Here is a 12959-nt window from a genome sequence, read left to right on the forward strand (position 1 = left end):
CGGCGTGAGCGGTACATCGACGCGAGGAGGAAATGCGTGACCGGGGTTCCCCAGCAGGCCGGACCGTGCGTGGTGGTCGCCGGAGGCGGCACCGCCGGGCACATCGAGCCAGCCCTGGCCCTGGCCGACGCGGTCATGCGGCTTCGGCCCGACGCGCGGGTCGTCGCGCTCGGCACAGAGCGCGGTCTGGAGAACAGACTCGTGCCGGCCCGCGGCTACCCGCTGGAGCTGATCCCGCCCGTGCCGATGCCGCGCAAGCCGACGCCCGACCTGCTCAAGCTGCCGCTGCGGGTCCGCGGCGCGGTCAAGCACACGCGCGAGGTGCTGGAACGGGTCCGCGCGGACGTCGTGGTCGGCTTCGGCGGCTACGTCGCGCTGCCCGCCTACCTCGCCGCCCGCGGCCGGGTGCCGATCGTCGTCCACGAGGCCAACGCCAAGGCGGGCCTGGCCAACAAGGTCGGCGCGAAGTTCGCCGAACGGGTCGCCGCCGCCGTGCCCGACTCGGGCCTGACCGACGCGGAGATCATCGGCATCCCGCTGCGCTACTCGATCACCTCGCTCAAGCGCGCGGAGCTGCGGCAGCAGGCGCGCGCCCACTTCGGGCTGCACCCGACCGCGCCGACGCTGCTGGTGTTCGGCGGCTCGCAGGGCGCGCGGTCGATCAACAACGCCGTGTCGGGCGCCGCGCCCGCGTTCGCCCAGGCGGGCATCGCGGTGCTGCACGCGCACGGGCCCAAGAACACCGTCGCGGTGCAGTCGGTGCCCGGCGCGCCGCCGTACGTGCCGGTGCCGTACCTGGACCGGATGGACCTCGCCTACGCGGCGGCGGACGCGGTGCTGTGCCGGTCCGGCGCGATGACCGTGGCCGAGGTGTCCGCCGTGGGGCTGCCCGCGGTGTTCGTGCCGCTGCCGATCGGCAACGGCGAGCAGTCGCTCAACGCCGCCGCCGTGGTCGCCGCGGGCGGCGGCCTGCTGGTGCCCGACGACCAGCTCACGCCGGAGTGGATCTCGGCGAACGTCGTCCCGCTGGTGTCCGACCGCAACCGGCTGGCCGCGATGACCACGGCCACGCTGAGCACCGGCCACCGCGAGGCGGACGAGGTGCTGGCCCGCATGGTGCTCGAGGTGATCAAGAAGTGAGCAACGTCCTGGACCGGGTGCACCTCGTCGGCATCGGCGGGGCCGGCATGAGCGGCATCGCCCGCATCCTGCTGGCCCGGGGCGCGCAGGTGTCCGGCTCGGACGCCAAGGACTCGCGCACCGTGCTCGCGCTGCGGGCGCAGGGGGCGTCGATCGCGATCGGCCACGCCGGCGCGAACCTCGACCAGCTGCCCGGCGGACCCACCGCGGTCGTGGTGTCCACCGCGATCCGCGAGGACAACCCGGAGCTGGTGGAGGCACGCGCCCGCGGCGCGGTCGTGCTGCGGCGGGCCGAAGCGCTGGCCGCGCTGATGCTCGACCACCGGGTGGCGTGCGTCGCCGGCACGCACGGCAAGACGTCCACCACCTCCATGCTCACGGTCGCCCTGCAACACTGCCGGATGGACCCGTCGTTCGCGATCGGCGGCGACCTCAACGAGTCCGGCGCGAACGCCCACCAGGGCACCGGTGGCGTGTTCGTCGCCGAGGCCGACGAGAGCGACGGCTCGTTCCTCTACTTCTCGCCGTCGGTCGCGGTCGTGACCAACGTCGAGGCCGACCACCTCGACCACCACGGCACGGTCGAGGCGTACGTGGCGGTGTTCGACTCGTTCCTGGAGCGCATCCGGCCCGACGGCGTGCTGATCGCGTGCGCGGACGACCCCGGTTCGGCGGCGCTGGCCGAGCGGGCCGCCAAGCTCGGCATCCGGGTCCGCGCGTACGGCCGCACGGCCACCGGCCCCGGCTCGGTCCGCCTGGTCGACTACCGGCCCGCCGACTCCGGCGGTGTGGCGAGGGTGGAGCTGGACGGCGAGGTGCTCGACGTGCGCGTGGCCGTGCCCGGCGAGCACATGGCGGGCAACGCCATCGCCGCCCTGGTCGCCGCGCTGGAACTCGGCGCGGACCGCGAGGGCGTGCTGGTCGGTCTGGCCGCGTTCGGCGGGGTGCGGCGGCGGTTCGAGTTCAAGGGGCAGGCCAGGGGCGTGCGGGTGTACGACGACTACGCCCACCACCCCACCGAGGTCGCCGCCCAGATCGCCGCGGCCCGACCGGTCGCGGGGGACGGCAAGCTGGTCGTGGTGTTCCAGCCGCACCTGTACTCGCGGACCCGGCTGTTCGCCGAGGAGTTCGCCGCCGCGCTCAGCACGGCCGACGCGGTCGTGGTGCTCGACGTGTACGGCGCGCGCGAGGAACCGGAGCCGGGTGTGAGCGGGGCGCTGCTGTCGGGTCTGGTGTCGCTGGACGTCGGCAAGGTCGTCTACGAGCCGTCGTTCGACCGGGTGCCCGCGTTGGTGGCGGGCATGGTCGAGGAAGGCGACCTGGTGGTGACCATGGGCGCGGGCGACGTGACCATGCTCGGGCCGGAGATCGTCGGGGAACTGGACAAGGCATGAGCGAGTTCGCGAGCGAGTCGTTCGGCGCAGTGCTCCGTGCTCTGGCCACGCCGAGTGCCGGCGAGGCGTGACATGAGCACGCAGGCGCCGCGTCGTCGTCCGGGCGGGGGCCACCCGGGTTCCCGCCCGGCGGCGGCGCGCCGTCGCCCGTCCCGCCGTCCCACGCGGGCCGACCTGTACCGGCGCAAGGTGGTCCGCCGCCGGGTGGGCGCGATCCTCGGCATGCTCGTGGTGACCGTCGTCGTCTGCACGGTCTGGTTCACGCCCGCGCTCGGCGTCCGCGAGGTCGAGGTGCTGGGCACCGCCGACCTGACCGCCGACGAGGTCCGCGTCGCCGCGGCGATCGAACCCGGCACCCCGCTGGTGCGGCTCGAGGTCGACGCGGTCGCCGCGCGGGTCCGCGAACTGCCGCGCGTCGCCGGCGTCGAGGTGGAGCGGGTCCTGCCGGGCACCGTGCGGCTCACCGTGGACGAGCGGGAACCGGTCGCCGTGATCAAGTCACCCGGAGGCGTGCACCTGGTCGACGCGACCGGCAAGGACTACGCGACCGTCGCGCAGCCGCCGGACGGCCTGCCGGAGCTGGAGGTGACGCCGGACGCGCTCGGCGCGGCGGTGGCCGTGCTGACGCAGGTTCCCGAGTCGTTGCGCCGGGACGTGCTCGGCGTCACCGCGGACTCGCCGTCGGACGTCCGGCTGGCGTTGGGCGGCGGTCGCGAGGCGCGCTGGGGCTCGCCCGCCGACACCGCCCGCAAGGCCGCGGTGCTGGAAGTCCTGCTGACCCGCAAGGGCAGCGTGTTCGACGTGTCCAGCCCGGAGCTGCCGACCGTCTCCTAAACGCCGTGACGCGGTGAAACCCGCCACAGGACGTATCCGCGAAAGTCCGTCGTCCCGCCGTCGTTCCCCGGCGATACTTCGACGATGACGCAGAGCCCGGTGGACAACCGGATCGAACTCCCGTACTCCGGTGACGAACGCGCGCTGCTGGGCGGGTTCCTCGACTTCCTGCGCGGGACGATCGAGTTCAAGTGCGCCGGGCTGTCGGACGCCGACGCGGCCCGCTCGGTGCTCCCGTCGCAGCTCAACACGGCCGCGGGCATCGTCAAGCACCTGCGCTGGGTCGAGCACTACTGGTTCGAGGTGGCGCTGTCGGGACGGCCGTCGCGCGCCCCCTACACCCGCGAGGACCCGGACGCCGATTGGCGCGTCGAGCCGGGCGAGACGATCTCGGGATTGATCGCCGACTACGCTGAGCAGTGCGCGGTGAGTCGGGAACTCGTCGCGGGCCTCGACCTCGACCACGAGGTGGTGTTCCGCGGCGACAAGCGGCTTTCCGCGCGCTGGGTGCTGATCCACATGATCGAGGAAACGGGTCGGCACGCGGGGCACCTGGACGTGGTGCGGGAACTGCTCGACGGGGTGACCGGCGAGTAGAGACCGCTCACCCGGTCAGGACACAACACGGCGTGGCTGCTGGACCGAGGCATTCGCGATGCATAACGTCCAGCAGGAACATACGGGGTTGACATAACTCTGAACCTCTGGTTGAGAGTTTCAATCCGGGTGGAGATCCGTCCGGGCTGTGACACCGGTGGTCATCCACTCCAGCACATGAGCACGGACACGATCAGGAAGGCGGACCGATGACGCCCCCGCACAACTACCTCGCGGTGATAAAGGTCGTCGGCATCGGCGGTGGCGGTGTCAACGCCGTCAACCGCATGATCGAGGTCGGGCTCAAGGGCGTCGAGTTCATCGCGGTGAACACCGACGCCCAGGCGCTGCTCATGTCGGACGCCGACGTGAAGCTCGACATCGGCCGCGAACTCACCCGCGGCCTCGGTGCAGGCGCCAATCCCGAAGTCGGCCACAAGGCCGCCGAAGACCACCGCGAGGAGATCGAGGAAGTCCTCAAGGGCGCGGACATGGTGTTCGTGACCGCCGGCGAGGGCGGCGGCACGGGCACCGGTGGCGCGCCCGTTGTCGCCTCGATCGCCCGCAAGCTCGGCGCGCTGACCATCGGTGTGGTCACGCGACCGTTCTCGTTCGAGGGCAAGCGCCGCGCCAAGCAGGCCGAAGAGGGCATCCAGGCGCTGCGCAACGAGTGCGACACCCTCATCGTGATCCCGAACGACCGGCTGCTGCAGCTCGGCGACATCGGCGTCTCGCTGATGGACGCGTTCCGCTCCGCGGACGAGGTGCTGCTGTCCGGTGTCCAGGGCATCACCGACCTGATCACCACCCCCGGTCTGATCAACCTCGACTTCGCCGACGTCAAGTCGGTCATGTCCGGCGCGGGCAGCGCGTTGATGGGCATCGGCTCGGCGCGCGGCGAGGGCAGGGCGGTCCAGGCCGCGCAGAAGGCCATCAACTCGCCGTTGCTGGAAGCCTCGATGGAGGGTGCGCACGGCGTGCTGCTCTCGATCGCCGGTGGCAGCGACCTCGGGTTGTTCGAGATCAACGAGTCGGCCTCGCTGGTGCAGGAGGCGGCGCACCCGGACGCGAACATCATCTTCGGTACGGTCATCGACGACTCGCTCGGCGACGAGGTCCGGGTGACGGTGATCGCGGCGGGTTTTGACAGCGGCGGGCCGACGCACAAGAAGCTGGAGCCGCAAGCCCTGTCCAGCCCGCAGCGGGGCACGCCGGTCGCGACGGCCACGGCGGGGCAGGTGAGCCAGCAGCCGCCCGTGCAGCAGGTCCAGCAACCCCCGCCGGTGCAGCAGGTGCCGCAGGTGCAGCCGCAGCCCGTGCCGCAGGCGGAGCAGCCGGTCGTGCCGCCGAGGCCGACCGTGCCGCAGCAGCCGCAGGCCGGCCAGGGCAACGGCCAGTCGCCCTACGCCACGCCGCAGCCGACCATGCCGCGGTCGTTGACGCCGGGTGTGCCGGGGAGCGGCTCGCTGCCGAACCGGGCCGTGCCGGTGACCGACGACCCCGACGACGAGGTCGACGTCCCCCCCTTCATGCGCCGCTGACCCGAGAGTCGAACGCTCGCGTCCCGCGAGTCGAACCTCCAGGACCCCCGAGTTCTACGTTCAGGACGGCACCCGCCGACGCGAACGTGGAACTCGGGGGTCCTGAGCGTTCGACACTCGGGTCCTGAGCGTTCGACACGCGGGACGCGAGCGTTCGACACGCGGGGCCTGAAGGTTCGACACGCGGGTCTGGGAAGCTTGGGGGGTGCGCATCCGTCGTGTCGTGACCACCCGCGAAGGCGGCGTGTCGAAAGCCCCGTACGACTCCTTCAACCTCGGCGACCACGTCGGTGACGACCCGGCGGCCGTCGAGGCCAACCGGAAGCGGCTGGCCGAGGGCATCGGGCTCGAACCCGACCGGCTGGTCTGGATGGAACAGGTCCACGGCCGCACGGTCGGCGTCGTGGACGGGCCGGTGACCGAGCCGCTGGAGGCCACGGACGCCGTGGTGACCAGGCAGGAACGCCTCGCGCTCGTCGTCCTCACGGCCGACTGCGTGCCGGTGCTCCTGGGCGACCCGGAGGCGGGCGTGATCGCCGCCGTCCACGCCGGCCGCGTCGGCGCACGGGTCGGCGTCGTCCCGGCCACCCTGGAGCGCATGGTCGAGCTGGGCGCGCACAAGGAGGACATCGAGGTGCTGCTCGGGCCGGCCGTCTGCGGCCAGTGCTACGAGGTCCCCGCCGCCATGCGCGACGACGTGGAGCAGCACCTGCCCGGCAGCGCGGCCAAGACCCGCTCCGGCAAGCCCGCCCTCGACCTGCGCGCCGGCATCTGGCAGCAGCTCGCGGACGCGGGCGTCGGCCGGATCGGCGTCGACCCCCGCTGCACGGTCGAGGAGAAGTCCCTGTTCAGCCACCGCCGGGACCCGGGAACGGGACGGCTCGCGGGCGTCATCTGGATGGAGTCGTGAACCGGCGCGAAGAGCTTGCCCTGTCGCTGGCCGAGGTCGAGGACCGCATCGCCGCGGCCTGCGCGGCCGTCGGCCGGTCGCCCGACGAGGTCGAGCTGCTGGCCGTCACCAAGACGTTCCCGGCGGAGGACGTCGCGATCCTCAGCGACCTCGGCCTCACCGCGTTCGCCGAGAACCGCGACCAGGAGGCGAGCCGCAAGACCGCCGAGTTCGCCGAACTGCGCCCGGACGCCGCGGCCAGGTGGCACATGGTCGGCTCGCTCCAGCGCAACAAGGCCAGGTCCGTCCTGCGCTGGGCCGACCGGATCGACACGGTCGACTCCGCCCGGCTCGCCGACGCCATCGCGAAGGCCGCGACCGAACCCACCGAGGTGCTCGTCCAGGTCAGCATCGACGGCGACGAGACCCGCGGCGGTCACCCGATCGGTGACCTTCCGCGACTCGCCGATCACGTAGCACGTTCGAGTGAACTTATTTTGCGGGGTGTGATGACCGTCGCACCCCTTGGGATGTCTCCACAGCAGGCGTTTGCTGCTCTATATGAAGCGGTAACCCGCTTGCGGGTCGATCATCCCGATGCCACCGTGATCTCGGCGGGGATGAGCGGTGACCTGGAGGATGCGATAGCGCACGGATCCACGTGCGTGCGTGTCGGAACAGCGTTGCTGGGCAGCCGGAGACTAGCCTCGCCGTAACTGTCCGGAACCTCTGGGACGGCCGCGACGTCCTTCGGGTAGGGATCTCGGCGGAGGAAGGGCTCAAGCCATGAGCGGGTTTCACAAGCTGAAGGCCTACTTCGGGATGGTTCCCGCCGAGTACGCCGACGACCCGGCCGCCTACGAGGACGACCGGCGCTACGCGGACTACCGGTCCGAGTACGCCGACCCGGACGACTACGAGCCGTACCCGGAGCAGCGCACGGCCCGACGGCGCTCGTTCAACGGCTACCGCGCCGAGCTGGACGACGCGGACGGCTACGAGCCGGAGCGCGGCGCCCGCCCGCGCCGGCCGTGGACCCCGGACACCCACGGCGCGCTGGCCGTGGAGCCGCAGCGCGAGCCCGCGAGCAGGCTGCGGCCCGCCCCGGAACCCGCGAGCACCCCGCTCGGCCGCATCACCACGCTGCATCCGCGCAGCTACAACGAGGCGCGGACGATCGGCGAGCACTACCGCGACGGCACGCCGGTGATCATGAACCTCACCGACATGGACGACGCGGACGCCAAGCGGCTGGTGGACTTCGCGGCCGGTCTGGCGTTCGCGCTGCGCGGCTCGATCGACAAGGTCACCAACAAGGTGTTCCTTCTCTCACCTCCCAACATCGACGTCACAGCGGAGGACCGCAGGCGACTCGCGGAGGGCGGGTTCCTCAACCAGGGCTGAGTGGTGGCACAGTTGAGCATGTGGATGCCCTCTGGCTCGTGGTCTACTACGTGTTGTTCTCGTTCTGGTTGCTGCTCACGGCGCGTGTCGTCGTGGAGCTCGTCCGTAGTTTCGCCAGGGGATGGCGGCCTGCGGGCGGGGTCGCGGTGGCGCTCGAGACCGTCTACACCGTGACCGATCCTCCGGTCCGCTTGCTGCGTCGGATCATCCCGACCGTGCGGATCGGCGGCATCGGTCTGGACTTGTCCATTATTGTGCTGTTGCTGGTCGTTATCATTCTGATGCGAGTAGCCGATCCCAGGTGAGGGGACCAGGGATGTCCACAGCCCAGGAGTGCGTGAGGTGATCTGATGCCGTTGACCCCCGCGGACGTGCACAACGTCGCGTTCAGCAAGCCGCCGATTGGCAAGCGGGGCTACAACGAGGACGAGGTGGACGCGTTCCTCGACCTGGTTGAGGGCGAACTGGCCCGCCTGATCGAGGAGAACAACGACCTGCGCCAGCAGGTCGAGCAGCTCGACCAGCAGGTCGAGACCGCGCGTGCCGACCTCGAAGACGCCCGGGCGAAGGTTGCCGCAGGCGTCGGCCCGAGCCGCGTCGTGGACGAGCCCCGCAGGCTCGCACCGGTGCCGCCCCCTTCGGCGCTGGAGCAGACCTCGCCCGGCGGTGGTGGCGACCACCACGTCCAGGCCGCCAAGGTCCTGGGCCTGGCCCAGGAGATGGCCGACCGGCTCACCGGTGAGGCCAAGGCCGAGGCCGACGGGATGCTGTCGGAGGCCCGGACCAAGTCCGAGCAGCTGTTGTCCGAGGCGCGAGCCAAGGCCGACACGATGGTCAACGAGGCGCGCACGCGTGCCGAGACCATGCTCAACGACGCGCGGACTCGCGCCGAGACGCTGGAGCGGCAGGCCCGCGAGAAGGCCAGCGCGCTCGACCGCGACGCGCAGCGCAAGCACGCCGAGGTGATGGGCAACATCACCCAGGAGAAGAACACGCTCGAGAAGCAGATCGACAAGCTGCAGACCTTCGAGCGCGAGTACCGGACCAGGCTCAAGACGATGCTCGAGTCGTCACTGCGCGACCTGCAGGACCGCGGCCCCGCCGCGCCGTCCGACGGCCGTCAGCAGGGTGGGTACTCGTTCGGGGCGCGCGCCGAGGCCGGCTGATCGGCGTTGCTGATCTAGTCTGCTGCACGTGCTCTACATAGTCCTGCTGTTGGTGCTGGCAGCCCTGGGGTTGCTCGTGCCCGCGCTGACCAGCGCCCAGACGCACTGGGCGTGGTTGTCGGTGGGTGCGAGCGGGGCCGCTGCCGCGGTCCTGGTGCTCGACTGGTGGCTTCGCCGCCGGTCGGGCCCCCGGGCTGCCGGCGCCGCAGTTGTCGATCACCAGGTTAGCGGTGGTGATCACCCGGCGGTGTCGGAGGGTGCCGGGGGCGAAACCGCGAAAAGTCCACCTGATCAGGCACTTCTCGAGCCTGCCGAGGAGGACGTGGACGCGGCCGACGCCTTGGTCGTGAGCGAGCTCACGGACGAGGTACGGGTGCTCGACGAACGTCCGCGCTACCACCTGGCGGAGTGCTCCTGGCTCGCCGCGCGGCCGTCGCTGGGCTTGCCGATCGGCGAGGCGCGCCGGCTCGGCTTCACGCCGTGCGCGGTGTGCCGGCCCGACGCGAGCCTCGCGGCGCGCGAGCGGGCAGGGCGAGCGGAGCCCGGGCAGCCGGCCGAGCCCGCCTAGCCCGGTCGGGCAGGAGGACGACCGCGTGAAGTGGTTTGCGTCGTTCGGCTACCCTGGGTGGTAGCACGGCGTTGATCCGGCCATCACCGGGGAGCCTCCGGAAGAACGGGCACGTGTGCCCCAGTAGAACCGGACGGGTGCGGCCCGTCACAGCCGTCGAAGAGAGGCCAGTGCCTTCGCGCCCTGGCAAGCGGGGTGGTACCGCGGTGCGCCGTGCCCGGCGTGTCGTCCCCGTGAGCCGGTCGACGCACGCGAGGAGCAGCACGATGGCCTACCCGAAGGCAGGCGAGGGTTCCGTTCCCTCCCAGCCGTCCTTCCCCGCCCTCGAAGAGGGCGTGCTCGACTTCTGGAAGTCCGACGGGACGTTCCAGGCGTCGATCGACGCACGGCCCGCCGGGGACAACGGGGCCAACGAGTTCGTCTTCTACGACGGCCCGCCGTTCGCCAACGGCCTGCCGCACTACGGCCACCTGCTCACCGGCTACGTCAAGGACCTCATCCCGCGCTACCAGACCATGCGCGGCAAGCACGTCGAGCGCCGCTTCGGCTGGGACACCCACGGCCTGCCCGCCGAGGTGGAGGCGGAGAAGCAGCTCGGGTTCTCGTCCAAGAGCGAGATCGAGGCGTTCGGCATCGAGAAGTTCAACGAGGCCTGCCGCACGTCGGTGCTGCGCTACACCGGCCAGTGGCGCGACTACGTGACCCGGCAGGCGCGCTGGGTGGACTTCGACAACGACTACAAGACGCTTGACCTGGACTTCATGGAAAGCGTCATGTGGGCTTTCAAGACCCTGTGGGACAAGGGCCTGGTCTACGAGGGCTTCCGGGTGCTCTGGTACTGCTGGCGCTGCGAGACGCCGCTGTCCAACACCGAGACGAAGATGGACGACACCTACCGGGACCGGCAGGACCCGGCGGTGACCGTCGGCCTGCGGCTGGAGACCGGCGAGCTGGCCCTGATCTGGACGACCACGCCGTGGACGCTGCCGTCCAACCTGGCCGCCGCCGTGCACCCGGACGTCGACTACGTGACGGTCGAGGCCCACGGTGAGCGCTACCTGCTCGCCGAGGCTCGCGTCGCCGCGTACGCCCGCGAGCTGGGCGAGGAGCCGCCGGTGGTGGCCCGCTGCAAGGGCGCCGACCTGGTCGGGCGCAAGTACGCGCCGCCGTTCGACTTCTTCGTCGGCCGGGAGAACGCGCACCAGGTGCTGGTCGCGGACTACGTCACCACCGAGGACGGCACCGGCATGGTGCACATCGCGCCCGCGTTCGGTGAAGAGGACAAGGTCGTCACCGACGCGGCGGGCATCGAGGTCGTCGTGCCGGTCGACGCGCACGGCCGGTTCACCGCCGAGGTGCCGCCGTACGAGGGCCTGCAGGTGTTCGAGGCGAACAAGACGATCATCCGCGACCTGAAGGAAGCGGGCCTGCTGCTGCGCCACGAGACCTACGACCACCCGTACCCGCACTGCTGGCGGTGCGACAACCCGCTGATCCAGCGGGCGGTGTCGTCGTGGTTCGTCGCGGTGTCGCGGTTCAAGGACCGCATGGTCGAGCTGAACCAGCAGATCAACTGGGTGCCAGAGCACGTCAAGGACGGCCAGTTCGGCAAGTGGCTGGAGAACGCCCGCGACTGGAACATCTCCCGCAACCGGTTCTGGGGCTCGCCGATCCCGGTGTGGGTGTCGGACGACCCCGAGTACCCGCGGGTGGACGTCTACGGTTCGCTGGACGAGCTGGAGCGCGACTTCGGCGTGCGCCCGGCCGACCTGCACCGGCCCACGATCGACGAGCTGACCCGGCCGAACCCGGACGACCCGACCGGGCAGTCGACCATGCGGCGGGTGCCGGAGGTGCTGGACTGCTGGTTCGAGTCCGGCTCGATGTCGTTCGCGCAGGTGCACTACCCGTTCGAGAACCGCGAGTGGTTCGAGGACCACTACCCGGGCGACTTCATCGTCGAGTACAACAACCAGACGCGCGGCTGGTTCTACACCATGCACGTGCTGGCGACGGCGCTGTTCGACCGGCCCGCGTTCCGCAACTGCGTGGCGCACGGGATCGTGCTGGGCGACGACGGGCAGAAGATGTCCAAGTCGCGCAAGAACTACCCGGACGTCAACGAGGTGTTCAACCGCGACGGGTCCGACGCGATGAGGTGGTTCCTCATGGCGTCGCCGATCCTGCGCGGCGGCGACCTGGTGGTGACCGAGCGCGGCATCCGCGACGCGGTGCGGCAGGCCGTGCTGCCGCTGTGGAACTCCTGGTACTTCCTCGCCCTGTACGCCAACGCGGAGGGTGTCGAGGGCACCTGGCGGACCGACTCGGAGCACGTGCTGGACCGGTACGTGCTGGCGAAGGCGCACGACCTGGTGGTCGGCGTGACGGCGCAGCTCGACGCGTACGACGTCTCCGGCGCGTGCGCGTCCATCCGGGAGTTCCTGGAGGTGCTGACCAACTGGTACGTGCGGCGCTCGCGCGACCGGTTCTGGTCCGGCGAGAAGGACGCCATCGACACGCTGCACACCGTGCTCGAGGTCGTGTGCCGGGTGGCCGCGCCGTTGCTGCCGCTGACCACCGAGTCGGTGTGGCGCGGGCTGACCGGTGGCCGGTCGGTGCACCTGGCCGACTACCCGACGGCCGCCGACCTGCCCGCCGACGACGCCCTGGTGGCCGCGATGGACCAGGTGCGGCAGGTGGCGTCGACCGCGTTGTCGCTGCGGAAGTCGAACAAGCTGCGGGTGCGGTTGCCGCTGGCGAGGATGGTCATCGCGGCGGCGGACGTGGCCCAGTTGGAGGCGTTCACCGAGGTACTGCGGGACGAGGTGAACGTCAAGGAGGTCGAGCTGACCACGGACGTGGACGCGCACGGCCACTTCCAGCTGGCGGTCAACGCGCGCGCCGCCGGCCCGCGCCTCGGGCCCGAGGTGCAGAAGGTCATCAAGGCCGTGAAGGCCGGTGACTGGCAGGAGGTCGACGGCCGCGTCGTCGCCGCCGGGATCGAGCTGTTCCCGGAGGAGTACGAGCAGCGGCTGGTCGCCACCGACCAGGGTGCGACGGCGGCGCTGCCGAACAGCGGCGGGCTGGTCGTGCTGGACACCGCGGTGACGGAGGAGCTGGCGGCCGAGGGCGTCGCGCGCGACCTGGTGCGCGTGGTGCAGCAGGCTCGGAAGGACGCCGGGCTGGACGTGTCGGACCGGATCGCGTTGACGCTGCAACCGCCGGCTGCGGTGGAGGACGCGGTGCGTCGGTTCGAGGCGTTCGTGAAGGAGGAGACGTTGGCCGAGTCGGTCTCCTACGGCGAGGTGGCGGAGGGGTCGGACGGCGTGGTCGGCGAGGGCTGGAAGGTCCGGGTCGCGGTCGCCCGGGTCTGATCGACCGGAGGCCGTTGCGGTGAGGGCGTGCTGTCGACCAGCGCGTCCTCAC

12 protein-coding genes are annotated in these 12959 nt (G+C 71.2%); all 12 read left to right on the forward strand.

Translation table 11 applies throughout. From position 1 onward, the window contains the following. Positions 1 to 36 precede the first annotated feature (36 nt). A complete protein-coding gene (murG, locus tag FHX81_RS29610) occupies positions 37 to 1140 on the forward strand; it encodes an undecaprenyldiphospho-muramoylpentapeptide beta-N-acetylglucosaminyltransferase (RefSeq protein WP_425473852.1) in 1104 nt (367 codons plus the stop codon). Continuing rightward, positions 1137 to 2534, forward strand: a complete 1398-nt coding sequence (murC, locus tag FHX81_RS29615) for a UDP-N-acetylmuramate--L-alanine ligase (protein WP_141981424.1) — start codon at positions 1137 to 1139, stop codon at positions 2532 to 2534. The genes murG and murC overlap by 4 nt, the downstream gene beginning before the upstream one ends. A 72-nt stretch (positions 2535 to 2606) precedes the next feature. Further along, positions 2607 to 3368 carry a cell division protein FtsQ/DivIB gene (locus tag FHX81_RS29620; RefSeq protein WP_141981426.1) on the forward strand — a complete coding sequence of 254 codons (762 nt, stop codon included), beginning with the start codon at positions 2607 to 2609 and terminating at the stop codon, positions 3366 to 3368. An 84-nt stretch (positions 3369 to 3452) separates the two neighbouring features. Continuing rightward, entirely contained in the window at positions 3453 to 3965 is a 513-nt protein-coding gene (locus FHX81_RS29625) for a DinB family protein (RefSeq protein ID WP_141981428.1), read from the forward strand. Positions 3966 to 4174: 209 nt separating this feature from the next. After that, complete coding sequence (gene ftsZ / locus FHX81_RS29630; RefSeq protein WP_141981430.1) at positions 4175 to 5506, forward strand: cell division protein FtsZ; 1332 nt, start codon at positions 4175 to 4177, stop codon at positions 5504 to 5506. Between the two features lie 205 nt (positions 5507 to 5711). Next, positions 5712 to 6416 carry a peptidoglycan editing factor PgeF gene (gene pgeF / locus FHX81_RS29635; RefSeq protein WP_141981431.1) on the forward strand — a complete coding sequence of 235 codons (705 nt, stop codon included), beginning with the start codon at positions 5712 to 5714 and terminating at the stop codon, positions 6414 to 6416. Further along, entirely contained in the window at positions 6413 to 7111 is a 699-nt protein-coding gene (locus FHX81_RS29640) for a YggS family pyridoxal phosphate-dependent enzyme (protein WP_141981433.1), read from the forward strand. The genes pgeF and FHX81_RS29640 overlap by 4 nt, the downstream gene beginning before the upstream one ends. Positions 7112 to 7181: 70 nt before the next feature. Further along, the gene (locus FHX81_RS29645) at positions 7182 to 7799 is read left to right on the forward strand and encodes a cell division protein SepF (RefSeq protein WP_141981435.1); all 618 of its coding nucleotides are present in this window, start codon (positions 7182 to 7184) and stop codon (positions 7797 to 7799) included. A 20-nt stretch (positions 7800 to 7819) separates the two neighbouring features. After that, positions 7820 to 8104: a YggT family protein gene (locus tag FHX81_RS29650; protein ID WP_033437765.1), complete on the forward strand. Its 285-nt coding sequence runs from the start codon at positions 7820 to 7822 to the stop codon at positions 8102 to 8104. A gap of 45 nt (positions 8105 to 8149) precedes the next feature. Beyond that, entirely contained in the window at positions 8150 to 8965 is an 816-nt protein-coding gene (gene wag31, locus FHX81_RS29655; RefSeq protein ID WP_073899667.1) for a DivIVA-like cell division protein Wag31, read from the forward strand. 28 nt (positions 8966 to 8993) lie between these two features. After that, the gene (locus FHX81_RS29660) at positions 8994 to 9533 is read left to right on the forward strand and encodes a hypothetical protein (RefSeq protein ID WP_141981437.1); all 540 of its coding nucleotides are present in this window, start codon (positions 8994 to 8996) and stop codon (positions 9531 to 9533) included. A 266-nt stretch (positions 9534 to 9799) separates the two neighbouring features. After that, positions 9800 to 12907, forward strand: a complete 3108-nt coding sequence (gene ileS / locus FHX81_RS29670; protein WP_141981440.1) for an isoleucine--tRNA ligase — start codon at positions 9800 to 9802, stop codon at positions 12905 to 12907. Positions 12908 to 12959 lie beyond the last annotated feature (52 nt).

The organism is Saccharothrix saharensis, assembly GCF_006716745.1.
Taxonomy (GTDB): domain Bacteria; phylum Actinomycetota; class Actinomycetes; order Mycobacteriales; family Pseudonocardiaceae; genus Actinosynnema; species Actinosynnema saharense.